General features: G+C 61.6%; 26 protein-coding genes. 19 read left to right on the top strand and 7 right to left on the bottom strand.

Translation table 11 applies throughout. The annotated features are described in order from the left end of the window. The first annotated feature begins 236 nt into the window (after window positions 1–236). The 7 genes from AC2FNL_RS04515 to selD are packed head-to-tail and all read left to right on the top strand — an operon-like array spanning window position 237 to window position 8,343. Window positions 237–3,110, top strand: coding sequence for a monovalent cation/H+ antiporter subunit A (locus tag AC2FNL_RS04515; RefSeq protein ID WP_093962613.1), 2,874 nt, complete (start codon window positions 237–239; stop codon window positions 3,108–3,110). Further along, a complete protein-coding gene (locus tag AC2FNL_RS04510) occupies window positions 3,110–3,469 on the top strand; it encodes a Na+/H+ antiporter subunit C (RefSeq protein WP_170337694.1) in 360 nt (119 codons plus the stop codon). The genes AC2FNL_RS04515 and AC2FNL_RS04510 overlap by 1 nt, the downstream gene beginning before the upstream one ends. Then, window positions 3,466–5,022, top strand: coding sequence for a monovalent cation/H+ antiporter subunit D (locus AC2FNL_RS04505; RefSeq protein ID WP_496832665.1), 1,557 nt, complete (start codon window positions 3,466–3,468; stop codon window positions 5,020–5,022). Before AC2FNL_RS04510 ends, AC2FNL_RS04505 begins: the two co-directional genes overlap by 4 nt. Continuing rightward, complete coding sequence (locus AC2FNL_RS04500) at window positions 5,022–5,519, top strand: Na+/H+ antiporter subunit E (RefSeq protein WP_496832664.1); 498 nt, start codon at window positions 5,022–5,024, stop codon at window positions 5,517–5,519. The genes AC2FNL_RS04505 and AC2FNL_RS04500 overlap by 1 nt, the downstream gene beginning before the upstream one ends. Then, complete coding sequence (locus tag AC2FNL_RS04495) at window positions 5,516–5,785, top strand: K+/H+ antiporter subunit F (RefSeq protein ID WP_093962617.1); 270 nt, start codon at window positions 5,516–5,518, stop codon at window positions 5,783–5,785. The genes AC2FNL_RS04500 and AC2FNL_RS04495 overlap by 4 nt, the downstream gene beginning before the upstream one ends. 7 nt (window positions 5,786–5,792) lie before the next feature. After that, the gene (locus tag AC2FNL_RS04490; RefSeq protein WP_093962618.1) at window positions 5,793–6,179 is read left to right on the top strand and encodes a Na+/H+ antiporter subunit G; all 387 of its coding nucleotides are present in this window, start codon (window positions 5,793–5,795) and stop codon (window positions 6,177–6,179) included. Between the two features lie 4 nt (window positions 6,180–6,183). Continuing rightward, window positions 6,184–8,343 carry a selenide, water dikinase SelD gene (gene selD / locus AC2FNL_RS04485; protein WP_496832663.1) on the top strand — a complete coding sequence of 720 codons (2,160 nt, stop codon included), beginning with the start codon at window positions 6,184–6,186 and terminating at the stop codon, window positions 8,341–8,343. Here the strand turns inward: selD and mnmH are convergent. Beyond that, window positions 8,334–9,386, bottom strand: a complete 1,053-nt coding sequence (gene mnmH, locus AC2FNL_RS04480) for a tRNA 2-selenouridine(34) synthase MnmH (protein ID WP_496832662.1) — start codon at window positions 9,384–9,386, stop codon at window positions 8,334–8,336. The two genes, selD and mnmH, sit on opposite strands and share 10 nt — an antisense overlap. A gap of 51 nt (window positions 9,387–9,437) precedes the next feature. Then, entirely contained in the window at window positions 9,438–10,106 is a 669-nt protein-coding gene (locus AC2FNL_RS04475) for an SOS response-associated peptidase (RefSeq protein ID WP_496832661.1), read from the bottom strand. Between the two features lie 55 nt (window positions 10,107–10,161). Here AC2FNL_RS04475 and AC2FNL_RS04470 point away from each other — a divergent pair, with 55 nt between their 5' ends. Beyond that, on the top strand, window positions 10,162–11,814 hold the full coding sequence (locus AC2FNL_RS04470; protein WP_170338150.1) for a tetratricopeptide repeat-containing sulfotransferase family protein: 1,653 nt from the start codon (window positions 10,162–10,164) through the stop codon (window positions 11,812–11,814). Window positions 11,815–11,877: 63 nt separating this feature from the next. Here AC2FNL_RS04470 and AC2FNL_RS04465 read toward each other — a convergent pair whose 3' ends face one another. Beyond that, window positions 11,878–13,455, bottom strand: a complete 1,578-nt coding sequence (locus tag AC2FNL_RS04465) for a bifunctional metallophosphatase/5'-nucleotidase (RefSeq protein ID WP_496832660.1) — start codon at window positions 13,453–13,455, stop codon at window positions 11,878–11,880. 107 nt (window positions 13,456–13,562) lie between these two features. Here AC2FNL_RS04465 and AC2FNL_RS04460 point away from each other — a divergent pair, with 107 nt between their 5' ends. Genes AC2FNL_RS04460 through arsC form a run of 4 tightly spaced genes read left to right on the top strand, consistent with a single transcriptional unit; the run spans window position 13,563 to window position 15,722 of the window. Next, window positions 13,563–13,901 (top strand): DUF952 domain-containing protein, encoded by a 339-nt coding sequence (locus AC2FNL_RS04460; protein ID WP_496832934.1) that lies wholly within the window; start codon window positions 13,563–13,565, stop codon window positions 13,899–13,901. Continuing rightward, entirely contained in the window at window positions 13,898–14,329 is a 432-nt protein-coding gene (locus AC2FNL_RS04455) for a DUF1330 domain-containing protein (protein ID WP_496832659.1), read from the top strand. Before AC2FNL_RS04460 ends, AC2FNL_RS04455 begins: the two co-directional genes overlap by 4 nt. Beyond that, window positions 14,326–15,384, top strand: coding sequence for a quinone-dependent dihydroorotate dehydrogenase (locus tag AC2FNL_RS04450; protein WP_496832658.1), 1,059 nt, complete (start codon window positions 14,326–14,328; stop codon window positions 15,382–15,384). Before AC2FNL_RS04455 ends, AC2FNL_RS04450 begins: the two co-directional genes overlap by 4 nt. Continuing rightward, complete coding sequence (gene arsC / locus AC2FNL_RS04445; protein WP_496832657.1) at window positions 15,381–15,722, top strand: arsenate reductase (glutaredoxin); 342 nt, start codon at window positions 15,381–15,383, stop codon at window positions 15,720–15,722. Before AC2FNL_RS04450 ends, arsC begins: the two co-directional genes overlap by 4 nt. On the opposite strand, the gene AC2FNL_RS04440 is transcribed toward arsC, so the two are convergent. Genes AC2FNL_RS04440 through AC2FNL_RS04430 form a run of 3 tightly spaced genes read right to left on the bottom strand, consistent with a single transcriptional unit; the run spans window position 15,719 to window position 17,980 of the window. After that, window positions 15,719–17,035: an MATE family efflux transporter gene (locus tag AC2FNL_RS04440; RefSeq protein WP_496832656.1), complete on the bottom strand. Its 1,317-nt coding sequence runs from the start codon at window positions 17,033–17,035 to the stop codon at window positions 15,719–15,721. The genes arsC and AC2FNL_RS04440 overlap by 4 nt on opposite strands. 5 nt (window positions 17,036–17,040) lie before the next feature. Then, window positions 17,041–17,559 carry a PaaI family thioesterase gene (locus AC2FNL_RS04435; RefSeq protein ID WP_496832655.1) on the bottom strand — a complete coding sequence of 173 codons (519 nt, stop codon included), beginning with the start codon at window positions 17,557–17,559 and terminating at the stop codon, window positions 17,041–17,043. A 1-nt stretch (window position 17,560) separates the two neighbouring features. After that, a complete protein-coding gene (locus AC2FNL_RS04430) occupies window positions 17,561–17,980 on the bottom strand; it encodes a PaaI family thioesterase (protein ID WP_496832654.1) in 420 nt (139 codons plus the stop codon). Between the two features lie 113 nt (window positions 17,981–18,093). Here AC2FNL_RS04430 and AC2FNL_RS04425 point away from each other — a divergent pair, with 113 nt between their 5' ends. The 7 genes from AC2FNL_RS04425 to AC2FNL_RS04395 all read left to right on the top strand — a co-directional run bounded on the left by AC2FNL_RS04425 (window position 18,094) and on the right by AC2FNL_RS04395 (window position 25,468). Beyond that, a complete protein-coding gene (locus tag AC2FNL_RS04425; RefSeq protein ID WP_496832653.1) occupies window positions 18,094–18,462 on the top strand; it encodes a MerR family transcriptional regulator in 369 nt (122 codons plus the stop codon). A gap of 283 nt (window positions 18,463–18,745) precedes the next feature. Continuing rightward, entirely contained in the window at window positions 18,746–19,147 is a 402-nt protein-coding gene (locus AC2FNL_RS04420) for a MerR family transcriptional regulator (RefSeq protein ID WP_093962630.1), read from the top strand. A gap of 47 nt (window positions 19,148–19,194) precedes the next feature. Continuing rightward, a complete protein-coding gene (locus AC2FNL_RS04415; protein WP_496832652.1) occupies window positions 19,195–20,976 on the top strand; it encodes an acyl-CoA dehydrogenase C-terminal domain-containing protein in 1,782 nt (593 codons plus the stop codon). A 56-nt stretch (window positions 20,977–21,032) separates the two neighbouring features. Next, window positions 21,033–21,245, top strand: coding sequence for a hypothetical protein (locus AC2FNL_RS04410; RefSeq protein WP_005981899.1), 213 nt, complete (start codon window positions 21,033–21,035; stop codon window positions 21,243–21,245). 137 nt (window positions 21,246–21,382) lie between these two features. Beyond that, window positions 21,383–22,021 carry a glutathione S-transferase family protein gene (locus AC2FNL_RS04405; RefSeq protein ID WP_093962632.1) on the top strand — a complete coding sequence of 213 codons (639 nt, stop codon included), beginning with the start codon at window positions 21,383–21,385 and terminating at the stop codon, window positions 22,019–22,021. Between the two features lie 10 nt (window positions 22,022–22,031). Next, on the top strand, window positions 22,032–23,243 hold the full coding sequence (locus AC2FNL_RS04400; protein WP_093962633.1) for an acetyl-CoA C-acetyltransferase: 1,212 nt from the start codon (window positions 22,032–22,034) through the stop codon (window positions 23,241–23,243). 23 nt (window positions 23,244–23,266) lie between these two features. Beyond that, window positions 23,267–25,468, top strand: coding sequence for a 3-hydroxyacyl-CoA dehydrogenase NAD-binding domain-containing protein (locus tag AC2FNL_RS04395; protein WP_496832651.1), 2,202 nt, complete (start codon window positions 23,267–23,269; stop codon window positions 25,466–25,468). Between the two features lie 55 nt (window positions 25,469–25,523). Here AC2FNL_RS04395 and AC2FNL_RS04390 read toward each other — a convergent pair whose 3' ends face one another. Next, complete coding sequence (locus tag AC2FNL_RS04390) at window positions 25,524–26,288, bottom strand: Hint domain-containing protein (protein ID WP_496832649.1); 765 nt, start codon at window positions 26,286–26,288, stop codon at window positions 25,524–25,526. Window positions 26,289–26,432 lie beyond the last annotated feature (144 nt).

The raw sequence follows: 26,432 nt of genomic DNA, 5'->3' as shown, positions 1-26,432 counted from the left end.
GTTTTGATCGCCAATGTGCACCCTCCGGTTTTTCCACGCCGGTTTTATCACGGGTCCGCCTCCGGCGCTGCGCCGAAAAGCCGGGCGCAGATCAAGTTCACGTCATTTTCGCGCAGGCTTTAGCTGAAAAATCGCGGGGAGTAGTGCAAGGTGAAAAACTTGCAATAGCTGGACAGTCAATAAATTATCCTTACAAAATCAACAGCACCCTGACCGCTCAGCCTGGAGTATCGCACTTGTCCCTATTCCTTATCGCGGCCCTTCCCTTCCTCGGAGCTGTCTTTCCCGCCCTGCTAATCCGCGCCGGGCGCAACGCAGCCGCATCGGCAGCGGGATTGACCACGTTTCTGGCCTTGATGGGGCTGCTGATTCATATCCCGGACGTCATGAACGGCACGGTGGTCACCGCGCGGTTCGACTGGATTCCGGGGCTGGGGTTGAACGCCAATTTCATGCTGGACGGGCTGGGATTTCTGTTCGCGCTGCTGATCCTCGGCATCGGGTTGTTGATCATCCTGTACGCGCGGTTCTACCTGTCGCGTGAAGACCCTATGGGGCAATTCTATACCTATCTCCTGCTGTTCCAGGGCGCGATGGTCGGTATCGTTCTGTCCGACAACATCCTGCTTTTGCTGGTTTTCTGGGAACTGACCTCGCTCAGTTCGTTCTTGCTCATCGGTTATTGGAAACACCTGCCCGAAGGTCGACAGGGCGCGCGGATGGCGCTGGCGGTCACCGGGTCCGGCGGGCTGGCGATGATCGCGGGGATGCTGATCCTGGGCAATATCGTGGGGTCCTATGACCTGAGCGTGATCCTCCAGAACCGGGAACTGATCCAGTCTTCGCCCTACTACCTGCCAGCGTTGATACTGATCCTGCTGGGATGTTTCACCAAGTCGGCCCAGTTCCCGTTCCATTTCTGGCTGCCTCATGCCATGGCCGCGCCAACGCCGGTTTCCGCGTACCTGCACTCGGCGACAATGGTGAAGGCTGGTCTGTTCCTGATGGCGCGCATGTGGCCGGTTCTGGCCGGGACCGAGGCGTGGTTCTACATCGTCGCCACCACCGGCCTGATAACCATGCTGATCGGTGCAGTGATCGCGCTGTTCAAGGATGACCTCAAGGCGCTGCTGGCCTTTTCGACAGTGTCGCATCTGGGGCTGGTCACGATGCTGCTGGGGTTCGGCACCAAGATCGCGGTCGTGGCCGCCATCTTCCACATCATCAACCACGCCACTTTCAAGGCCGCCCTGTTTATGACCGCCGGGATCGTGGACCACGAAACCGGCACCCGGAACATCAAGCGCCTGGGCGGGCTGCGCCATTTGATGCCGATCACCTTCACGATCGGGACAATCGCCGCTTTGTCCATGGCAGGGATTCCACCTCTGAACGGTTTCCTGTCGAAGGAAATGATGCTGGAAGAAACCGTGCACACGGTCTGGCGAAACTCGCACTATCTGGTGCCAGCCCTTGCCCTGGTGGCCGCGATCTTCTCTGCCGCATATTCCTTCCGGTTCGTGTCCCACGTCTTCCTGGGCCCTGAACGCGAAGATTACCCTGCGCACCCGCATGACCCGCCAGTGGGGCTGTGGCTGGCTCCGGCATTCCTGGTTGTGCTGGTCGTGCTGATCGGCCTGAACTCGGCCGCCATCGTCGGCCCCTTGGTTGCGGTTGTGTCTTCCGCGGTCATCGGTGGCGAAAAGCTGCCCTATTATTCACTGAAGCTGTGGCACGGGTTCACGCCCGCCTTGTACATGTCGATCGTCGCAACTTTTGGCGGCCTCTTCCTGTTGGCTTTGCACCGGCGCGGCGAGCACGTCTGGAATATCCTGCCCCGCCCCGAGGCCAAGACCATCTTCGACGCCGTGATCGGCGGATTTACCGCCGCCAGCCGCTGGATCACGGACGAGTTGCACAACGGAGTCATCAGCCGCTATGCGATCATCCTGATCGCCTTTACGGTCGGCCTTGGATACTATGCCTATTCGACCGGTACGATTGGCGTGGAAACGCGGGTTCCGCTGCCGGCTCCGATCATTCCGATCATCGGCTGGCTGTGCCTGATCGTGGCGACGATGGGCATCATGTGGTTCCACCGGAACCGTTTGCTATCACTTGTTTTGATCGGTGTCGTAGGCCTGATCGTGTCGATGGCCTTCAACTATCTGTCCGCGCCTGATCTGGCTCTGACGCAGATCTCGGTCGAAGTCGTGACGATGATCCTTCTGCTGCTGTCGCTGAATTTTCTTCCGACCGAGACCCCATGGGACAGCAGCGCGGCACGGCGCTGGCGTGATGCTGCCATTTCAGTGGTGGCCGGCATCGGCGCAGGGGGCTTGATCTATGCGCTCATGCTGCGCGATTTCGCCTTCCCGACGATTTCGGAGTTCCACCTGGCCAATTCCTACAAGGGTGGCGGCGGAACCAACGTGGTCAACGTGATCCTGGTGGACTTCCGGGGATTTGATACCTTCGGCGAGATCATCGTGCTGGGGATCGCGGCCCTTATCATCTTTGCCCTGACCGAGGCCGTGCTGGGCACCAGTGTCCGCGCCTATCTGCTGAACCGCAAACCGCACTGGCCCCAGTCAGGTGACTCGCACCCGCTGATGATGGTTGTTGCGACACGTGTGATGATGCCGATCGCCCTGATGGTAGGTGCCTACATCTTCTTCCGCGGACACAACCAGCCCGGAGGCGGGTTCATCGCCGGTCTGGTGGTCGCGATCGCCTTCCTGATGCAGTACATGGCCAGCGGCTATACCTGGGCGATCGAGCGGCAGCGGTTCTACTACCATGGCACCATCGGCTGGGGTGTTCTGATCGCTGCGGCCACGGGTTTGGGCGCCTGGTTCAACGAGCGGCCCTTCCTGACAAGCGATTTCGGCTATCTGCATTGGCCACCGCTGGAAGAATTCGAATGGGCCACGGCCATGCTGTTCGACACAGGCGTGTTCCTAGCGGTTCTGGGCGCTGTGATGCTGGCCTTGGACAGCCTGTCGCGCTTTGCGTGGCGGCCGGGCATGGCGCAGGAATTCCCGATGGACATCAACCCGTTGCGGGATGATCTGGCCGAAGAACAAGAAAAAGCGAAGGAGCAGGGCTGATGGAAGCACTCGTCGCATCGGCCGTTGGCGTTCTGACCGCCGCAGGGATCTTTCTGATCCTGCGTCGCCGGACCTTTCCGGTCATCTTGGGCCTGTCTCTGCTGACCTATGCGGTCAACGTGTTCCTGTTCGCCACGGGACGGCTGGCCGTGAACGCGCCGGCGGTGCTGAACAAATACGAAGAGGTTCCCTATACCGATCCATTGCCGCAGGCTCTGGTGCTGACGGCTATTGTGATCTCGTTCGGGATGACAGCTGTGATCGTGATGATCGCTTTGGGGGCCTACCTGTCCTCGAAGGATGACCACATAGACATGGCCGCGCAGGACAGCGTGGATGACGCGGGAGAAGACGCATGAACCACTGGATCGTTGCGCCGATCGTCCTGCCTGCGATCCTGGCCCCATTCATCATCATGGTTCTGCGGTACCATCTGGACCTGCAGCGTATCTTTTCAGTCGCCGGTGTAGTGGGTCTGCTCGGCATCGCGCTGACCATCACTGCGCAGGCGGCGGGCGGCGAGATTTACGTCTACGAGTTGGGCGATTGGCCGGCCCCGTTTGGCATTGTTCTGGTCCTTGACCGGCTGTCCGCGATGATGGTGCTGCTGACGGCGTTGCTGGCCTTGCCTGTCGTGCTGTACGCCATCGCGTCCGGATGGGACGAACGCGGCAACCACTTTCACCCGTTGTTCCAATTCCAGCTGATGGGTGTCTGCGGCGCCTTCCTGACCGGGGACGCTTTCAACCTGTTCGTATTCTTCGAGGTGCTGTTGATCGCCTCCTACGGCCTGATGACCCACGGCGGCGGCGCCGTAAGGCTGAAAGCCGGGGTGCAATACGTCACCTACAACCTCTTGGGGTCAACCCTGTTCCTGTTTGCATTGGGCACGATCTATTCGGTTACCGGTACCCTGAACATGGCTGACCTGGCCGTGCGCGTCGCTGAAATTCCGGCCGAAGACACAGCCCTGTTGCGCGTGGGTGCGGTTCTGCTGTTGCTGGTATTCTGCATCAAAGCCGCTGTCCTGCCGCTGCATTTCTGGCTGCCCGCCAGCTATGCCAACGCGCCGCTGCCAGTGGCCGCGCTGTTTGCGATCATGACCAAGGTGGGGGCCTATTCGATCCTGCGGGTTTATACTTTGGCATTCGGCCCGGATGTTGCCGTCACCGAAGGACTGGTTGGTGACTGGCTACAACCTGCCGCGCTGTTGACCCTTGCCATCGGTTCGATCGGCATTCTGGGCACGCGGCACATCGCGCGCATGGTTGCGTTTTGCGCCATCGCCTCGATGGGAACGCTGCTGGTGGCTATTTCCTTGTTCACCGAGACGGCCACAGCCGCCGCTCTATACTACGTCTACCATTCAACCTTGGCGACCGCGCTGCTGTTCCTGGTGGCCGATCTGGTGATGGAACGTCGTGGAGGGGCCATTGCGCCCCGCCCCCCGATGCCGCAAAGCGGGCTGATCTCGGCGCTGTTCTTTGTTGGAGCCATAGCGATGGCGGGCATGCCGCCGTTGTCAGGGTTCATCGGCAAGCTTCTGGTGCTGGATGCGTCGTGGTATGCGCCGGATGCCACTGCGGTCTGGGCGGTCGTTCTGATCGGATCCTTTGTCACCATCGTGGGTCTGGCTCGCGCTGGGTCCCTGATCTTCTGGAAAAGCTATGACGCCAGCACCCAGATCGAACCGGAACCCGAAACCGAGGCCACCAAAGATGATGAACCGCCGCACCGGCCCGCGCCTGAACCGCAGCCGGGGCTGGCGTTCACCTCGGTGTTCGGAGTGGTTCTGGGCCTCGTCCTGCTGACCCTGTTCGCCGGACCTTCGCTGGACTACACTCGCAAGACCGCCGCGCAACTGTTCGCGCCGGAACAGTACATCTCGGCCGTATTGGGAAGGGAAGACTGATGAAACTGCTGCGCCGGATATTCCCCCACCCGCATCTGAGCTTCCTGCTGACTCTGGTCTGGGTGCTGTTGGCCAACGCGCCCTCGCTGAACTCACTGGTCTTTGGATTGCTTTTGGGGATCATCATTCCCTTCATCACCCAACCCTACTGGCCCGACCGGCCCGTCCTGCGGAACTGGCCCATGGTCGTTGAGTACATAATCGTGGTTCTGTGGGACATCGTGGTGGCCAACGTGACCGTGGCACGCATCATCCTGTTCAAACGCGACGCGGACAGACAGCCGAACTGGATCTCAATCCCGCTGGAACTGCGCACACCCGAAGCGATCACGGTTCTGGCTGGAACCATCACCATGACGCCGGGCACCGTCAGTTGCGACCTCTCGGCCCAGGGGCATTGTCTGCTGGTCCATTGCCTGGACGCTCCGGATCCGGGCGCGGTACGAGACCAGATCAAGCAGCGTTACGAGCGCCGCCTGAAGGAGATTTTCGAATGATCGAATATGCAATCTATTTTGCCTTTGCCTGCTTTGGGGCCGCGATCATGATGTGCCTGTGGCGGATCATCACCGCCGATGGTGTGGGAACGCGAGTGCTCGCCCTTGATACGATGGTGATCAACACCATCGCCCTGATGATCCTGTACGGCCTGCATCTGGGCACCGAAATCTTTTTCGAAGCCGCCATGATCATCGCCATGCTGGGCTTTGTTTCGACCGTGGCCTATGCGCGCTTCATGCTGCGCGGCAACATTATCGAGTGAGGCCGCCATGGAATTCATCTTCGAACTTCTGATTGCATTTTTCCTGATCGTTTCAGGGATTTTCGGCTTTGTCGGGTCTTTCGGCATGATCAAGCTGAAGGATCCGATGTCGCGGCTGCACGCCCCGACCAAAGCCACCACGCTGGGCGTGGGCGGTGTGTTGCTGGCCTCGATCTTTCATTCGATCCTGATCGAGCAGCGCCTTTCCATGCATGAACTGCTGATCACGCTGTTCCTGTTTCTGACGGCTCCGATCACGGCTCTGTTCATTGCCAAGTGGCACATTCATCGCCATGAAGCCCCCGAAGATCTGCCGGACGCGGGCGAAGACAAGCTCTGGGCCACCCACGCGGTCGAGCAGGTCGAAGACGTCCCGGATCACAGCGCGAACTGACTTCATGAAAACACCTTCGTTGCCACTTACCCGCAATCTGGTTCTGGTGGGCGGAGGTCATACGCACGCGCTTTTCCTTCGGAAATGGGGGATGAACCCCCTACCCGGCGCGCGGTTGACAGTGATCAATCCTGGCCCGACCGCGCCCTATTCTGGGATGTTGCCCGGATATGTCGCGGGGCACTACGCGCGCCGCGACCTGGACATCGATCTTATCCGGCTGGCACGGTTTGCGGGGGCCCGGATCATTCTGGGTGCCGCGATCGGCCTGGACCTGAACCGGCGGCTGGTGAATGTGGCCGATCATCCTGATGTCGCTTTCGATGTTGCCTCGATCAATGTCGGAATCACATCGGACATGCCGTTTTTGCCCGGGTTCACGGAACATGCCATCCCGGCAAAGCCTCTTGGTCCCTTTGCCGCAAAATGGGCCCAGTACCTGGAGACAACCGACCCTGCTTCAGTGGCGGTCATTGGCGGCGGCGTCGCGGGCGTAGAACTGGCGATGGCCATGGCCCATGCTCTGCGCGCCAAGGGTCGGCAAGCAACGGTCACTCTGATCGACAAGGCGCAAATTCTGACCGCGATAAACCCCAAGGCCGCCCAGACCATTCGGCGGGCGATGGAACAGCTTGGCATCGATTGCATCGAACAGGCCAAAATTGCGCAAATCACACCCGAAGGCGTGCAACTGACCGATGGGCGTCACATCACGGCCGATTTCACAACTGGCGCGGCGGGCGCCCGCCCCTATGACTGGATCGGTCTGACCGGACTGGACCTGCAAGACGGCTTTATCCGAGTGAACGGGTATTTGCAGTCCAGCGATCCATCGGTCTTCGCAGTCGGCGACTGCGCTCATCTGGATGACACGCCGCGCCCCAAGGCTGGCGTCTTTGCCGTACGAGAGGCTCCCGTTCTCTTCAACAACCTGCGCGCAGCTCTCGGGGCTGGAACCATGCGCCGGTACAAGCCGCAGAAGGATTACCTGAAGCTGGTCTCGCTGGGGGAACGCTCGGCACTGGCCGAGCGCTTTGGGACGTCATTCAGCGGACCTGTGATGTGGCGGTGGAAAAACCATATCGACCAGAAGTTCATGCGTCGCTTTCGTGAGCTGCCCCAGATGTCAGCCCCCGCAATTCCCCGTCACCATGCGGATGGACTGCGCGATGCTCTGGGCGACAAGCCCATGTGCGGCGGTTGCGGCGCCAAGGTAGGTCGCGGCGCCTTGCAGGCCGCGCTATCCGCGGTACAGCGATCCGACCGTCCAGATATCACACCCCTGCCCGGCGATGATGCAGCGGTGTTGACCTTTGGAGGCGTCCGGCAGGTGCTGACGTCAGATCATTTGCGCAGTGTCGTTCCGGACCCTGTTCTGATGACCCGCATCGCGGCCATTCACGCACTGGGGGACATCTGGGCGATGGGTGCGACCCCACAGGCCGCGACGGCCACACTGATCCTGCCGCGCATGTCCTCCCAGCTGCAACACCGCACCATGGCTGAAATCATGCAAACCGCGACCGAAGTCATGCGCGGCGCCGGGGCTGAGATCGTCGGCGGCCATAGCTCGATGGGCGATGAGCTTACCATCGGCTTCACCATCACAGGTTTGTGCCAGTCTGATCCGATCACCCTGTCCGGCGGGCGGCCCGGTGATGTGTTGATCCTGACCAAACCGATTGGCAGCGGAGTCCTGATGGCCGCGGAAATGGCTGGGCAAGCCAACGGCGAGTGGGTAGTGGCCGCCTATGACCACATGACGCAGCCGCAGGGTGACGCCGCACGCATTCTGGCCCAGGCCCATGCCATGACCGACGTCACCGGGTTCGGACTGGCCGGGCATCTCGTTGGACTGTGCGAGGCATCCAACTGCGGCGCAGTCCTGAACCTCGACGCAGTCCCGGTCATGGCGGGTGCCCTGGAGCTTAGCCAGCAAGGGCTCCGGTCCAGCTTGTTCAACGACAATCGTTCCATCGCGCCCGAAGTTCCAATCGGCGGCAAGGCCGATCTGCTGTTCGATCCTCAAACCGCAGGTGGGTTGCTGGCTGCCGTTTCGGCCGACGACGCACGAAAAATCTGCGGCCATTTGCGTGCCGCTGGTTACCCGGCTGCAGTCATCGGAGTATTGAGCGACACACCCGGCCTGCGCCTTCAGAGCTGAACCACAACCCCTTCGATTTCCGACGCGACCTGATCCAGCCCGTCCGTGGTCAAGGACGCGGCATGCACGCGCGCGATCACATCACACTGGTGGTTTCTCCGCGACTTTTCGTAAGCCGGGTCATAGTGCTGCTCCATCAAGGCGCGCGTCAGGGCCGTCTTGTTGCCCTCGGCAATCTGCGCCATCCACGCATCCACGACATCATGCCCCCGGTGAAACCGCAGCGGCGACAGGCGGTCCTGCAAACGCTCAGCATCGGACAGGATGTCGTCATAGGCAGCGACAAGATAGTCCGTTCTCGCCTCGATATCTGCCGTGACAAGGATTCGCGGCGCTTGGCACAGGCTCTGCCAGACCGCTGGGGGCAGGATCAACGAACCGATTTTTGACGACTCGGCCTCGACCAATACGGGCCGTGCCGGATCAAGGGCGCACATGGCCGAAGCCAAGGCAGATTCGAACGCTTTCTGGCTGGGTTGTCCGCCAGGTTGCTCGCCCAGCAACGATCCGCGGTGATTGGCCAACGCTTCGAGATCCAGAACCTGCACCCCGCGCGTTTGCAACCGGGCCAGAAGTTCCGTTTTTGCAGTGCCGGTGTAGCCATCCAACGCCACCAGCTTGAACGGCAGCGGGTCATCATAGAGGTACTGCTTCACCAGACGCCGATAGCTGCGGTATCCGCCCTCGATCACCTCGGCTCGCCAGCCTATCTGCTGCAGCATCCAGGTGAAGGATCCTGACCGCTGACCGCCGCGCCAGCAATAGACCAGAGGTCGCCAACCTCCCTCGTGGAGGCTGAGCTGTGTCTCAATATGGTTGGCGGCATTGCGAAACACCAACGCGGCCCCCAGCTTGCGCGCCAAAAACGGGCTCTGCTGAACGTAGATCGTGCCGACACGTGCGCGTTCCTCATTGTCCAGAACCGGGAGGTTGATGGCACCGGGCAGATGGTCCTCGGCAAACTCGGCCGGGCTGCGCACATCGATGATCGTATCGAACGGATGCGCGTACAGCTGCGGCAGGTTTGAGAATTTCAGGGCCATGACAGGGGTTTAGCGCGCAGGATGGCAAAAGAAAAGAAGGCCCCGCTGATGTCATTCATCGGCTTCGGGCGCGATAAGGTCCGGCCCACTGGCCCGGTTGGAGTTTACGGCCGTGCCGACCCTGTGAAACTGCAACACATCCTCGGCGCCGGGTTTCATCAGGCGGGCTGCCCCCTTGCCAGCCTCGCCCAGCCACAAGGCCCAATCCGCCGGTTCGATGATCAACGGCATCCGGTGATGAACCGCACGCACATTTTCGTTGGCTGCGGTCGTGACGATCGCGCAGGTCGCCTGCCGCGCCTCACCCTCGCCCCAGTTCTGCCAGATGCCGGCAAAGGCGATGGGCGCACCATCGCTGCGGTGAAAGTACCAAGGCAGCCGCGCACCGTCCTTGGTCTTGGTCCATTCGTAGAAACCCGTGGCCACGATCAGACAACGCCGATCGCGGCAGGCTACGCGAAAGGCCGGCTTCTGGGCCAGAGTTTCGGCGCGCGCGTTGATCAGCAGCGGACCGTCGTTTTGGGTTTTGTACCAATGTGGCAAGAAACCCCATCGCAGCGGGTCCAATTGCCGCCCTCCCTCTCCGGCGCGCACAACATGCACCTGATTTGTCGGGCAGATGTTGTAGTTGGGCACGTCCGGCAATGCGTTTGATGGCCGCGCAGCAAACAGCTGCGCCATCGCATCGTTGGGAAGAGTTATTGCAAACCGTCCGCACATAGGTAATGAACCAACAACAAAAGTTTCAATCAGGCACAGGGTCTCGCGCAGTCAGATGACAAATCAAGCACCAAATTCCCTCAAGGCCAAGGCGGTGGCGGATCTGGACTCCGGCAAGCTTCCTCAGGCTCTGAAGAAAGCTACGCTCGGCATCAAGAAATTCCCGAAAGACGCGGACTACCACGCGATTGCCGGGTTCGTTCTGACCGAGATGAAGCAGTACAAGAAATCGCTGCCGCATTTCCAGGAAGCCGCCCGCCTGAAACCGGACGACCCGCAATTCGTCGAAAACATCGCGAATGCCCTGATGCAGACCGGCCAGATTGCACGGGCCTTGGCCTATGCCGAAAAGATGGCCGAAAAGATGCCCGGCAACCGCGAGATCGTCCGGGTGATCGATGAAATCACGCTCAAGGGCAAGAACTGGCGCAGCATCATTGAGAACGCCACCAAGCGCTTGATGACAGATCCAGACAACCCCAAGCTGCTGTCCACCCGCAGCAGGGCCTATGGGCGCGTCGGCTTCGTGGATGCGGCCTCGGCCGATATTGCGCGTGCATATGAGCTGGATCCTGACAACATCGAAATCGCGTTCCGCCGAGCGGTAGACCTGCACCAGGCTGGCGACAAGAAAGGCTGTACTGACCTTTTGTGGCGCGTGCTGGACAAGGATCCGTATCACGCATCGGCGTTGTTCCAATTGTCGTCGATGGTAGACGCCGAACAGGCCGAAGCACTGTTGCCACGGGTCGAGGCTGCGATCGCAAAGCGGAAACACCCCAATTCGACTCTGGAATTCACGCTGGCACAGCTTCAATCAAAGATCGGTGGGCTGGAGGCGGCCCTTGCGCAGTTTGCAGTCGCAAACAGGGTGCAACACGACGAAAACCCATACGATTTCGAAGAAGAAGAGCGCAAACTACGCCGCATCTGCGGCCTGTTCCCCGACAGCGCGTCGGTCCCAAGTTCCGGGATCGAGGAGATGCCCCTGCCGATTTTCGTGATCGGACAGCCTCGGTCGGGCACCACCTTGATGGAAATGATGCTGAGTTCCGCCCCCGACATCGCGGGATGTGGAGAGCTGAACCTCGGGTCCGACCTGTCGGCGCCGTACTCGAACGAAAAGAAGGCTTTCTCGGACGCAGAAGCTGCGGAATTCGCCAAGCATTTCCGCGAGTTGATGCCCCCGATCCCCGAGGGCTCGATCGCTTTCGTCGACAAGATGCCGCACAACTACCAGCGGGTTGGTTTTCTTTTGGCAGCGTTCCCCAACGCCAAGATCATCAACATGCTGCGCGACCCGCGGGACGTCGGTCTGTCGAAATGGATCCGGCGTTTTCCTGCCGGAGGAATGCGTTACGCATCGAACCTGAACTCGATCGCGCACTCGGCCAACATGTATCGCCGCTACATGCAGCATTGGGACGCCATCTTCGGTGATCGCATCCTGACGGTGCCCTACGAAAAACTGGTGGCCGATCCCGAGACCTACAGCAAGCAGGTTGCAGAATTCTGCGGGATCGAATGGCGCGAAAGCATGATGCACCCGGAAGAAAACAAGAAACAGGTGCGTACGGCCAGTATCGACCAAGTGCGCAACAAAATCTCGACCAAATCGGTTGGCGGCTGGCGTCAGGTTGCGGATTATATCCGGCCCATGTTGGACGGTTTCGACCCCGAACTGTGGCCCGAGTACGAATTCGATTAAGCCGAAACCCAACAAAAAAGGCCGCATCCGGGGATGCGGCCTTTTCTTTCTTTGTGTCAGCAATCACTTCTGCTGGATACGTCCGTCCAGATAGGGCGTGTAGGGCCCATTGGCCGCAAGGTATTCAGCGGTCACATCCGCAAGATCGGGACCGAAGTCGTAGGCATTCTTGTCCTCGCCAGAGAACATCTTGTACCCGTCGCCACCGTTACGGACATAGTTGTTGGTCACCACCAAATAGGTCTTGGCCGGATCGATCGGCACATACCCATCACCTTCGGCCACCATGACCTCGGTCACGCGGCCTTCGTTGGGGGCCACGGACGGATCCCAAGTGAACTTCAGCCCGGCCACCTGAGGAAAGCGGCCCTTGACCTCTTCCACCTGGCTGACGCCGTTTTCCAGCGCATCGATGATACCCTGCCCACTGATCTCGAAGGTCGAGAGCGTGTTCTGGAAGGGCAGAACGGTCAGCACCTCGCCCATGGTCACGTCGCCCGCGTCGATCGAGGCGCGCAAGCCACCCGAGTTGGCGATGGCGATCTGAACGCCCTGATCGGCGACCCGCGCCAGCATGGCATCGGCCACCAGGTTACCCATCTCGCATTCCTGCACGCGGCAGATCGACCGATCACCTTCGATCGGAGCCGCGGCGTTGGCCACGACCTTGTTGCGGATCTCGTCCAGCGGCTTGGCCAGTTCTGCGATGCGATCCAGGGCAGCCTGATCCTCGGTCACGGTGTTGTCCATGATCAGCGGCTCACCGACCGCCTGAACCACGTTGCCGTCGTCATCGAAGGTCACGTTCAGCTCGCCCAGGAACTTGCCGTAGGCATAGGCCTGAACGATCTGCACCCCGTTCACCACGGTCGGGTACGGCCCGGCGGCCTTGTCCGAAGTGTTCGACAGGTAGGTGTTCGAGTGTCCGCCCACGATCACGTCAACACCCGTGGTTTCCTGCGCGACCCGCTGGTCGACGCCATAGCCCGAATGGCTGAGCACGATGATCTTGTTGATGCCTTCCCCCGTCAGCTTGTCCACCTCGGACTGAACCGCGGGAACAGGATCAGAGAACACGACATTCGGCCCGGGTGAGGCCAGCTCGTCGGTGTCTTCGGGGGTCAGGCCGATCAGGCCAATCTTCTCTCCACCCACTTCGATCACGGTCGAGGGCATGATCCGGTCGGTCAGCAGTTCCTCGTTCTCGATATTCGCATTGGACATCAGAACCGGGAAATCGACGGTGTCGATGAAGCCCGCCAGAACCTCGGGGCCATCATCGAATTCGTGGTTGCCCACGGTCATCGCGTCATAGCCCAGCTTGTTCATGAACTCGGCCGCGACTTTGCCCTTGTAGTAGGTATAGAACAAGGACCCTTGGAACTGGTCGCCGCCGTCCACGAGGATCGAGTTTTCGGCCCGCGCGCGGGCGTCGTTGACCGCGGTCACCAGTCGCGCCGAACCGCCGAAGCATTTGCCCTCGGCATTGTCCTCGGCGCCACAGCCACTGTCATATTTGTTGATCGGCTCGAACCGGGAATGGAAGTCGTTGGTGTGCAGAATGGTCAGCTTGTAGTCGGCCGCCGCCATGCCTGCAGTCAGACCAAGGGCCGCCACGGATGTCAGGAAACGGGTAATCATTTGAAACTCCCTGTTATTGATTGTCAGGATCGTGCGCCGAGGGCGGCAAAGAGTCAAAGGGGGAAATGCGGCTTGATTCTACCCCGCGCGCGGGGCATCACGGCGCCATGCTGATCTACAAGATATTCCGGGCCGAGGAATGGGCGGCCCTGCAGGCACAGGGCGAAACTCAGGGCGCGCCCATCGATGTGGCGGATGGGTTCGTGCATTTCTCCACCGCAGAACAGGCGGCGGAGACCGCGGCCAAACACTTTGCCGGGGCCGAAAACCTGACCCTCGTGGCCTGCGATGCCCAGAAAATGGGCGATGATCTGAAATGGGAGGTCTCGCGCGGCGGGGCCTTGTTCCCACATCTCTATCGCAACATGCGCATGGCGGATGTGATCTGGGCCAAGCCGCTGCCGCTGGAAAACGGCGCGCACCGCTTCCCCAAGGAGATGCGATGACCGGCCATATCGACCCCGACCGCGCCCATTTCGAGGCGTTCAAGGCGCTGGACCGCGATCACCCGATCGAGATGCTGAACCTGGTACGGTTCCGCGCCAAGGCCGTCTATCCCGCAGGCCACGACCTGGCCGGCGCGGGGCTGAGCGGCGCCGAAGCCTATCGCCGGTACGGGGCCGAAACCGCCCCGATCATTGCGCGGCTGGGGGCCTCGATCATCTGGCGCGGCACGTTCCAGACAACGCTGATCGGCCCGCAGGGCGAAGCGTGGGACGAGATGTTCATCGCCCGTTACCCCTCGGCCCATGCGTTTCTCGCGATGGTGACCAACCCGGCCTATCGCGCGGCGGTCATTCACCGGCAGGCGGCGGTGGCCGACTCGCGCCTGATCCGCACCGCCCCCGCCCCAACCGGAGCGTCCTTCGGATGAAACTGACCGAGAAACTGGCCCTGGTCGCACTGCATCGCCTGGACCCCGAAACCGCGCACGGTCTTTCGATCACGGCGCTGAAAACGGGTCTGACCCCGGCGCCCGGTCCCGTTACCTCGATGCGCTTGCGCACGCAACTGGCCGGGCTCGACCTGCCCAACCCGGTGGGGCTGGCCGCCGGGTTCGACAAGAATGGCGAAGTCCTGGGCCCGCTGTCACGCGCGGGTTTCGGATTCATCGAGGTGGGTGCCGTAACCCCGCGCCCGCAGCCGGGCAACCCCAAGCCGCGCCTGTTCCGCCTGACCGAGGACCGCGCCGCCATCAACCGGTTCGGCTTCAACAACGAAGGGATGGAGGCGATGGCCCGGCGTCTGGCGCACCGCCCCAAGGACGCGATGATCGGCCTGAACCTAGGCGCCAACAAGGACAGCACCGACCGGGCGCGGGATTTTGCGCAGGTGCTGGCCCATTGCGGGCAATGGCTGGATTTCGCCACGGTGAATGTCTCGTCGCCCAACACCGAAAGGCTGCGCGACCTGCAGGGAAAAGAGGCGCTGAGCGCCCTGCTGGCAGGTGTGCTGGAAACCCGCAGAGCCTTGGCGCGGCCGATCCCGGTGTTTCTGAAGATCGCCCCCGACCTTACGGATGACGAACTGCCGGACATCGCCGATGTCGCCCGTGACACGGGCATCGACGGTGTCATCGCCACCAACACGACCTTGTCGCGCGAAGGACTGCGCAGCCCGCACAAGGATCAGGCCGGCGGATTGTCCGGCGCGCCTCTGTTCGAGAAATCGACCCGCGTTCTGGCTCGGCTGAGCCAGATGACCGACGGGCAGATTCCGCTGATCGGCGTGGGCGGCATCGGCACGGCCGAACAGGCCTATGCCAAGATCTGCGCCGGGGCCTCGGCCGTGCAGTTCTATACCGCGATGGTCTATGGTGGCCTGTCGCTGGCGGCCGAGATCGCGCAAGGGCTGGATGCCCTGCTGGCGCGGGACGGGTTCAATTCGGTGGCTGACGCCGTCGGCAGCAAACGAGAGGATTGGCTGTGATCGAATACTGGCACAACCCACGTTGTTCAAAATCGCGCGCCGGGCTGGCCCTGCTGCAGGACCGCGGCGCCGAAGTCACCGTTCGCAAATACCTCGAGGACGCGCCCGGCGCGGACGAGCTGCGTGCGGTGCTGTCCCGGTTGGGCATCCCGGCGATCGAGATGATGCGCCGGGGCGAGGCGCGGTTCAAGGAACTGGGGCTGAGCAAGAATACGCCCGAGGAGGCCTTGATTCAGGCCATGGCCGAGAACCCGATCCTCATCGAACGCCCCGTCGGGATCACCGCCGACAAAGCCGCCATCGGTCGCCCGCCCGAGAACCTGCTGACCCTGCTCTAGGCCACCTGCGCCTCCAGCCGGGGGTAGCGCAGGCCCAGCGTCACCGCGCGGGCGGTGTTCAGCACCATCAGCGCGGCCCACAACCCGTGATTGCCCATGGTCGGCACCAGCAGGAACAGCGCCACCACATAGATCGCCACCGACTGGATCATGGCAGTGCGCATGGCGCGGGTCCAGGTGGCGCCGATGTAGATGCCGTCGAACATCCAGCTGGCGACGCCGATCACCGGGGCCAGTGCCGCCCAGATCAGGTATTCGCGCGCTTCGGTCCGTACATCGGGCGCGGTGGCCATCAGGTCGATCAACGCGGGCCCCGCTACAAAAAACGTGACCCCCAGCAGCAGAGCCCCACCAACGCCCCATTGCGACGCCATGACCGAGGCGCGCCGGACCTGGTATCGGTCCTTGGCCCCAACGGCGCTGCCCACCAGCGCCTCGGCGGAAAAGGCGAACCCGTCCAGTGCAAAGGCGGTGATTTCCAGGAACTGGAGCAGCACCTGGTTGGCGGCCAGCGTCACGTCGCCCAGATCGGCGCCCACGAACAGAAAGGTGGTGAAGGACCCGGTCAGCAGGACCGACCGGATCATGATGTCGCCATTGACCTGCATCATCCGGCGCAGGCGGACGGGGTCAAATATCCGCGCCCAATCGCGCCATTGATTGCCCCCGAACGCATCGCGGCACAGCCACAGGCCCAGCGCCAGACCGGTCCACTCGGCGATCAGCGTGGCCACCGCCACCCCTTCGACGCCCCAGCCCAGGCCTAGCACGAACCATAAATCCAGCAGGATGTTCAGCCCGTTCATCCAGACCTGAAGAACGAACACGCCGCGCGTGCGCTCGACCGCGATCAGCCAGCCCGTCACGGCATAAAGCGCAATGGTCGCGGGTGCGCCCCAGATCCGAATCTCGAGGTAATCGCGCGTCAGCGCCTCGACCTCGGGGCTGGCAGGCGACAGCGCGAACGCCCCAGCGAACACCGCCACCTGCGCCACGATGAAGAACAATCCTGCCGCGCCGCCCAAGAGCAGACCGCGCATGAGCAGAGCGCCGGTTTCGGCCGTGTCTCCCGCGCCTCGGGCCTGTGCGGCCAGGCCGGTCGTGCCCATGCGCAGAAAGCCGAAAACCCAATAGATCGTGGCCAGAATGACCGCGCCGATGCCAACCGCGCCGATCGGGGCGGCCTGCCCCATCTGGCCGACCACGCCGGTATCCACCGCGCCCAGAATCGGCACCGTTGCGTTGGACAGCACAATCGGCACCGCAATCTTCAGCACCCGTCTGTGCGTAATGGGTGCCGAGGCGTCCCGCATTTTGCTCAGCCCTTGGCCGTGGGCTCTTGCGGCATCAGGAAATGCCCTGTGGCCTGCGCGAACAGCTTGGCGTGGTTGTCCTGCCAGGCCTCGACGCGCACCGAGGCATACCGCCGCCCTGCCCGGCTGATGAAGGCGCGCGCATAGGCATCGCGCGGCAGGCCCGAGCGCAGGTAGTCCACCGTAAAGTCGATGGTCTTGGGAAAGCGGATACTGTGATCCGAGATGATGTCCTCGGCATCGATCTCACCGCTTTCGATGCGCGGGAACAGATGCTCCCAGCTGAGCGTGATCACCGCCGTCACCTCGAGAAAGGCCGCCGTGACGCCCCCATGAATCGCCGGCAGGAATGGGTTGCCGATCAGCTTTTCGTCGAAATTTAGAACGCCGGTCAGCTCATCTCCGCGCCGGTCGAAGCTGATGTTGAGGAACCGGATATACGGGACCCCCTCGACCAGCGCCTTGAGGGCCGCGTCGCGCCGCTGTTTCACCACCTGCATCGGTTCGGGGCGGGGTCTTGCCATCTCACTTCCCCTCGACAGTGAAGGCGCCCGAGGCGGTGGCCACCGGGCGATCCTGATCGTCGTCCGTCGCGGTCGCGCGCACGAAGGCCACGTTGCGCGTGATGTGATAGCAGGTCGCGCGGGTGGTGATCGTCTGGCCGGGTGTTGCGGCGCGCATGTAGTCGATGCGCAGGTCGATGGTGGCTGTGCCGCCGGGCGCGGCCGGGTGGCTCATGACCGCAGCCCCGCAGCAGGTATCCAGACTGGCCGACACCGCCCCACCGTGGATCACGCCCGTGCGGGGATCGCCGATCAGTTCTTCGTTGTAAGGCATGGTGATTTCGGCCTCGCCCTCGCCGATATGGGTCAGGGTCAGGCCCAGGGCCCGCGCATGGGGGATCGCCTCGATGAACTGGCGGGCGAGTACTGTTTTGTCGACCATGAGGTTCAGTCCTGTTGTCCTGCCCCTTTATGATCTGCTCTGCGCGCAAAGGGCAAGCCCGCCTGTTGCGCTTGTCCGCACAACGCCCTAGGTTGCAACCGAGGAGAACAGGAATGTCCGACAAGCGTTTGTCATTCAAAGAGATGTGCGCCGAGTTCGACGTGACTCCGCGCACCCTGCGCTACTACGAGTATATCGAGCTGCTGCAGCCAGACCGGGAAGGACGGTCACGGTTTTACGGTGCGCGCGAGCGTGCGCGGATGAAGCTGATCATGCGTGGCCGAAAGTTCGGTTTCCCACTTGAGGAAATCCGGCAGTGGTTGTTGATCTACGAAGATCAAGGCAACAAGGCCCAGATGGCCACCTTTGTCGAAATGGCCGACCGTCAGATGGAAGAACTGCGTCAGCAGCGTCAGCAACTGGACGAAGCCATGAACGAGTTGCAGCGCCTTCGCGATCAAACGGCCAACTCGCTGACCTAAATCGGCCAGTTCGATCCCCCCAAATCCATCCTTCATTACACCGGAAATCTGCATTTTTCGGCTGGCGCCCTGCCGCCTGCCCGTCGGAGGCGAACCGCGCGGGTACAGTGGATTTGGCTGACCCAACGGAAAGAAAATTGCCAACCCGCCGCTTTACGCGACCGGAAGTTACGTCAATTTCTTAGTGACGCAGCGTCTGGATTACGTAAACGTCAATCTCATGTTGTAAAGCGGCCATCGACTGCGCAACTTTCTCATGACACCAGCGACGAGAGGGTGACCAATGACCGAAGATCTTATGACCATCCGCGAGATGTGCGAGACCTATGACGTCACGCCGCGGACCTTGCGGTTCTACGAAGCCAAAGAGCTTTTGTTTCCGATCCGTGAGGGCCAGAAACGGCTGTTCACCAAACGTGACAGGGCGCGGCTCAAGCTGATCCTGCGCGGCAAACGCTTTGGTTTCAGCCTGGAAGAGATTCGACAGCTTCTGGATCTGTACCATGTCGGCGACCAGCAACTGACCCAGATGACCCGCACCTATGAAATCGCGTGCGAACGTCTGGCGGACATGGAAGCCCGCCGCGAGGAACTGACTCAGGCCATTGACGATCTGAAGGAGCAGTTGCGCTGGGGCGAGAAGGTCATCGCCTCGATGAAACAGGAAAAGAAGGCGGCCGAGTAACTCCTCGCCCGCCTGCCACCCGGACATCTGAATTAAGGGAGCTTCAAATGCCCGTTTACAACGCGCCTACCAAAGACACGCAATTCGTTCTGCATGACGTTCTGAAAATCTCGGCCTCGGATATTCCGGGCTACAATGAGCTGGAGCCCGAGTTCACGGGCGCCGTTCTGGAAGAGGCCGGCAAGGTCGCCGTCAACCTGCTGCACCCGCTGAACGTGGTCGGCGACACCGAAGGCTGCCGGTTGGAAAACGGCGTCGTCTACACCCCGACCGGGTTCAAGGATGCGTTCGAGCAGGTCAAGGAAGGCGGCTGGACCGGTCTGGACATGCCCGAGGAATATGGCGGCCAGAACATGCCTTATGTTCTTGGCACGGCCGTGGGCGAGATGTTCTCGGCCGCGAACCAGGCTTTCACCATGTATCAGGGCCTGACCCACGGCGCGGCCTCGGCCATCCTGGCGCATGGCACCGACGCGCAGAAAGACACATATCTGCCCAAGATGGTCAGCTGTGAATGGACCGGCACCATGAACCTGACCGAGCCGCATTGCGGCACCGATCTGGGCCTGATGCGCACCAAGGCCGAGCCGCAGGGCGATGGCAGCTACAAGATCACCGGCCAGAAGATCTTTATCTCGTCCGGCGATCACGACATGGCCGACAACATCATCCACCTGGTGTTGGCCAAGATCCCCGGCGGACCCGAGGGCATCAAGGGCGTGTCGCTGTTCATCGTCCCCAAGTTCCTGGTGAACGAAGACGGCAGCCTGGGCGAGCGCAACGGCGTTTCGGTCGGCAAGATCGAAGAAAAAATGGGCATCCACGGCAACTCGACCTGCGTGATGAACTATGACGGCGCAACCGGCTACCTGCTGGGTCAGGAACACAAAGGCATGCGCGCCATGTTCACCATGATGAACGAAGCGCGTCTGGGTGTCGGTATGCAAGGTCTGGCTCAGGCCGAGGCCGCCTATCAGAACGCGCTGGAATACGCCAAGGACCGCCTGCAGGGCCGCGACGTGACCGGTACCAAAAACCCTGACGGTCCGGCCGATCCGCTGATCGTACATCCCGACATCCGCCGCAGCCTGATGGACCAGAAAAGCTTTGTGGAAGGCGCGCGGGCCTTCATCCTGTGGGGCGCGACCCTGATCGACAAGGCGCACCGCGCAGGCGACAAGGACGCCAACGGGCTGATCTCGCTGATGACCCCGGTCATCAAGGGCTTTCTGACCGACGAGGGCTATGACATGACCGTTCAGGCCCAGCAGGTCTATGGCGGCCATGGCTACATCGAGGAATGGGGCATGTCGCAATACACCCGCGACGCCCGCATCGCCATGATCTACGAAGGCGCCAACGGCGTTCAGGCGCTGGATCTGGTGGGCCGCAAGCTGGCGCAGGACGGCGGCAAGCATGTTATGGCCTTCTTCGACTTGGTCAAAACCTTCTGCAAGGAAAACAGCGGCAAGGACGAAGCCTATGACAAGGCGTTCATCGAACCGCTGAAGGCCGCGTCGAAGGATCTGCAGGCCGCCGGCATGTACTTCATGCAGAACGGCATGACCAACCCGAACAACGCTCTGTCGGGCTCGTATGACTTCATGCACATGTTCGGTCATGTCTGCTTGGGCCTGATGTGGGCTCAGATGGCCAAGGCCGCGCAGGAATCGCTGGATGCCGGTGCGTCCGACAAGGACTTCTACGAAACCAAGATCGCCACCGGCCGCTACTACATGGCGCGCCGTCTGCCGGCCACGGGCATGCACCTGGCGCGGATCCAGACCGGCGCCGACACGGTGATGGCACTGGACGCGGCGAACTTCTGATCCCAGTCTGGTTCCGGGCGGCCCTGCCCGGAACCAGCGCTCATGGAGGAGATGACATGCCCAAACGCTTTCGCCTGACCCGCCGCTTTCCCGTCGCCATGACCGAGGACGGGTATCGAAAACTCAAGGGATTTGCCCGCGAGGCCGGGCTGGACGAAGGAGAGGCGCTGTCATTCCTGTTCGAGAATTTCAACAGCGTGATCGACGAGGAGAACCTGACCCACCGGCTGCGCATTTTCAATTCCGAGCTTGAGGCGCGCAAACGCTAAACGCCCCCGATGCCTGGCCCAGGCCCGGCGTGTTTTCAGCAAGACAAGTCCGAACGCGGCTGCGGCCCGCGAGACAGGTCTTTCTTGAAACACGTGCGTGACGAAACCGTACAAACCGCCTTGGGAGGGGTGAGTGCATGACGATAAAACTGCATTGCTTCGGAGAAAGCGGAAACTCGTACAAGGCCGCCCTTGCGCTCGAGATGTCGGGGCTGGAATGGGAGCCGGTCTTTGTCGATTTCTTCAACGGCCAGACCCGAACCCCCGAATACCGCGCCGAAGTCAACGAAATGGGCGAAGCGCCGGTTCTGATCGACGGAGATTTCCGGACCAGCCAGTCGGGCGCGATTCAGGCCTATGTCACCGAGAAGTCCGGAAAATTCGGCGGCAAGACGCGGGAAGAGAACTATGACATCCTGCGCTGGGTGCTGTGGGACAACCACAAGTTCAGCTCGATGGCAGGCATGACCCGGTTCCTGATCAACTTTCTGCCCGAACAGCACCGCAACCCGGATGTGATCGCCTTCAACCAGGGCCGACTGAAAGCCGCCTATCAGGTGCTGAACGCGCATCTTGAGGGGCGCGACTGGATCGTCGGCGACAGCGTGACCAACGCCGATCTCAGCTGCTGCGGCTACCTCTATTACCCCGAACCGTTCGGCTTTGACCGTGCCGAATGGCCCCATATCGACGCCTGGCTGACCCGCCTGTCCGAGCAGCCCGGCTGGAAACACCCCTATGACCTGATGCCCGGCAATCCGTCGGATCGAGCTTGAGGAGAGAAGTATGAGCGAAGCTTACATTTATGATGCCCTGCGCACCCCGCGCGGCAAGGGCCGCAAGGACGGCAGCCTGCACGAGGTGACCTCGGTGCGCCTGTCGGCGGTGGCCCTGAACGCCATCAAGGAACGCAACAACCTGGAAGGCCACGCCGTCGAGGACGTGATCTGGGGCAACGTCACCCAGGTAATGGAACAGGGCGGCTGCCTGGCGCGGTCGGCGGTTCTGGCCTCGGACCTGGATGAATCGATCCCCGGTCTGGCCATCAACCGGTTCTGCGCATCCGGCATGGAGGCCGTGAACCTGGCCGCCAACCAGGTCAAGGGCGGCGCGGGCGAGGCCTATATCGCCGGTGGCGTCGAGATGATGGGCCGCGTGCCCATGGGCAGCGATGGCGCCGCGATCGCAGTCGATCCGTCGCTGGCGATGGAGACCTATTTCGTCCCGCAGGGCATTTCGGCCGACATCATCGCCACCGAATACGGTTTCAGCCGCGACGATGCTGACGCGCTGGCCGTCGAGTCTCAGAAACGCGCGGCCAAGGCGTGGGAAGAGAACCGCTTTGCCAAGTCGGTGATCTCGGTGAAGGACCGCAACGGTCTGACCATTCTGGACCGCGACGAATACATGCGCCCCGGCACCGACATGCAGAGCCTCGGCGCGCTGAACCCCTCGTTCCAGATGATGGGCGAGCAGATGCCCGGTTTCGACAAGGTGGCGATGCTGAAATACCCGCATCTGGAAAAGATCAACCACATCCACCACGCCGGCAACAGCTCGGGCATCGTGGATGGCGCGGCGGCCGTTCTGATCGGCAACAAGGAATTCGGCGAGAAATACGGCCTGAAGCCGCGCGCCCGCATCAAGGCCACCGCCAAGATCGGCACCGACCCGACCATCATGCTGACCGGCCCGGTTCCGGTGACCGAAAAGATCCTGGCCGAAACCGGCATGAAGATCAGCGATCTGGATCTGTTCGAGGTCAACGAGGCCTTTGCGTCGGTCGTGCTGCGTTTCCAGCAGGCGTTTGACGTCGACCCGGCGCTGGTCAACGTCAATGGCGGCTCGATCGCCATGGGCCACCCGCTGGGCGCCACCGGCGCGATCATCATCGGCACCCTGCTGGACGAGCTGGAGCGCCAGGACAAGGAAACCGGTCTGGCCACCTTGTGCATCGCATCCGGCATGGGCGCGGCAACCATCATCGAACGTGTGTAACGGCGGGGATCAGGAGAAGAAAAATGGCTGATTTTACACTGACCAAAGACGCCGACGGCGTTGGCATCATCACCTGGGACGTCCCCGGCAAGACCATGAACGTGATGTCGTTCGACGGCCTGTCCGAACTGAACGACTGCATCGATCAGGCCCTGGCCGATGACGAGATCAAAGGTATCGTGATCACCAGCGGCAAGGAAGGCTCGTTCGCCGGCGGCATGGACCTGAACCTGCTGGCGGTGATGAAGGAACAGGCGGGCGACGACCCGGCCAAGGGCCTGTTCGAAGGCACGATGAAGATGCACGCCCTGCTGCGCAAGATCGAGCTGGCCGGCATGGACCCCAAGACCAAGAAAGGTGGCAAGCCGATCGCGGCCGCCCTGCCCGGCACCGCCGCCGGCATCGGGATGGAGCTGCCGCTGGCGACCCATCGCATCTTTGCCGCCGAGAACCCCAAGGCCAAATACGGCCTGCCGGAAATCATGGTCGGCATCTTCCCCGGCGCAGGCGGCACCACGCGTATGGTCCGCAAAGTGGGCGCCATCGCGGCGGCTCCGCTGCTGCTGGAAGGCAAGATGCTGGACGTTAAAAAGGCCAAGGGCGCAGGCTACATCGACGAGATCGCAGCCGATCCGCTGGCCGCGGCCAAGGAATGGGTTCTGAACGCCAAGGACGCCGATCTGGTCAAGCCGTGGGACGCCAAGGGCTACAAGATGCCCGGCGGCGCACCGTATCGCCCTGCGGGGTTCATGAACTTCGTGGGCGCCTCGGCGATGGTAAACGGCAAGACCCAAGGCGCCTTCCCGGCAGCCAAAGCCTTGCTGAGCGCGGTCTATGAAGGCGCACTGGTCGATTTCGACACTGCGCTGAAGATCGAGGCGCGCTGGTTCACCTCGGTGCTGATGAACCCGTCCTCGGGCGCGATGATCCGCTCGCTGTTCCTGAACAAGGAAGCGCTGGAAAAAGGCGCCGTTCGTCCGCAAGGTATTCCGGATCAGTCGGTCAAGAAGATCGGCGTTCTGGGTGCCGGCATGATGGGCGCGGGCATCGCGCTGGTCTCGGCGCAGGCAGGGATGGAGGTCGTGCTGATCGACCGCGATCAAGCCGCCGCCGACAAGGGCAAGGCCTATACCGAAGCCTATCTGGACAAGGGCATGAAGCGTGGCAAGGTCACGGCCGAGAAGAAAGAGGCTATGCTGGCCCGCATCACCGCCACGCCGGATCTTGAGAAACTGGCAGGCTGCGATCTGATCATCGAAGCCGTGTTCGAGGATCCCAAGGTCAAGGCCGAGATGACCCAGAAGGTCGAGGCGATCATCCCTGAGGACTGCATCTTTGCCTCGAACACTTCGACCTTGCCGATCACCGAACTGGCCAAGGCCAGCAAGCGGCCCGATCAGTTCATCGGCATCCACTTCTTCTCGCCGGTCGAGAAGATGTTCCTGGTCGAGATCATCAAGGGCAAGGAAACCGGTGACCGGGCCGTGGCCAAGGCGCTGGACTATGTCCGCCAGATCCGCAAGACGCCGATCGTGGTCAATGACGCGCGGTTCTTCTACTGCAACCGCTGCATCATCCCCTACATCAACGAAGGCGCGCGGATGATCACCGAAGGCGTCAGCCCGGTTCTGGTCGATAATGCCGCCCGTCAACTGGGCTTCCCGGTGGGTCCGGTTCAGCTGACCGACGAAACTTCGATCGACCTGGGCGCCAAGATCGCGCGGGCGACCAAGGCGGCAATGGGCGACGCCTACCCGGAAAGCCCTGCGGACGATCTGATCTTCTGGATGGAAGAACAGGGTCGCTTGGGCCGCAAGTCCAAGGCCGGGTTCTTCGATTATGACGAAAATGGCAAGCGCATCGGCTACTGGAAAGGTCTGCAGGACAAATATCCGCTGGCCGAGCAGCAGCCCGACCTGATCGAGGTGCAGGAACGCCTGATGTTCGCACAGGTTCTTGAAGCCGTGCGCGCGCTTGAAGAAGGTGTTCTGGAAGACATCCGCGAAGGCGATGTCGGCGCCATCCTGGCCTGGGGCTTTGCGCCCTGGTCAGGTGGTCCGTTCAGCTGGCTTGATATCATCGGTGCGCCTTACGCGGCCGAGCGTTGTGACCAGTTGTCGGAGAAGTACGGTGACCGCTTCGCCTGCCCGCCGCTACTGCGCGAGATGGCCGAAAAAGGTCAGACCTTCTACGGCCGCTTCGACCCCGAAGCCAAAGCTGCCTGAACAAGTGATGCTGGCGCATGATCCCATGCGCCAGCATCTTTTTTAAGGTGTTTGGTCAGGTCTGCCATTCAGGCCGCAGAAACAAGGCCGGCACGTTGGGCCGCCCCGGACGTCCCGGACGCCGCACCCCCGATGGGGGACGGATCGGAAAGATCGGTTCCTGCGGGATGGGTGCAGGCAGTGCACCCAACGGGTTTGCAATGGCCGACAGTTCGCCCGCCTCTGCGATAGATGTGACGAGGCTCCGCGCCTCGGATTCCTCCAGCACCGCGTAGGACCGTCGGGACGGACCAGACAGCGAACGGATGCGGCACGAGGAACAGAAGGCTTGAAAGCCACCCTCGATGAAGACCACTTCGTCCTGCTCAAAAAACAGCGATGTGACTTGGAATTCCTCGGCCGGTGTCTGAGAGGAAAAGCTGAAGTGCCCGCTCAGCAGACGCGCCGGAATGATCGCCAGCCCCTCGTCTATGTTTCCATCAGAAGACAAGGCTACGGCCATTCCCTGCTCGGGCATCAGCCAGACCGCACGACCGTTGTATGCCGCGCGGGACGGCACGCGCACAGGCAGAAAATCAGGTCGAACCTCGCCAGCCGGTACGGCTATTCTGTCGTGGGACACGCGCTTCACTTCCTGGAACCCGTTGTCCATCGTTCTGACCAGATCCCCGGCGATCAATGCCTCGGCCAGCTTCCAGCCATTGGTGGTGGCAACCTTCGTTCCATGCAGCAATCCGCCACGCCTGACCGAAACGGCGTCACCCGGTACGGTCTGGATATTATTTTCGGAAAACCCCGAAACACTCACTACTTCCAACACGTGCCCACCCCCTTTTGGCACTTTCAAACTATCCCATTGGGCTAGCACGAAGTTTTCGGGAGTGACTTAGTTTTGCCATATTTGGGGCCAATTTGGGCCTTTTTCGCCCCATTAGTCGCGTTTTTTATAAACAAAAGCCTGCAT

The organism is Ruegeria sp. CRTD044 (assembly GCF_059613485.1).
The sequence above is the reverse complement of the archived record's forward strand: the minus strand, read 5'-3'. Positions and strand labels throughout refer to the sequence as shown.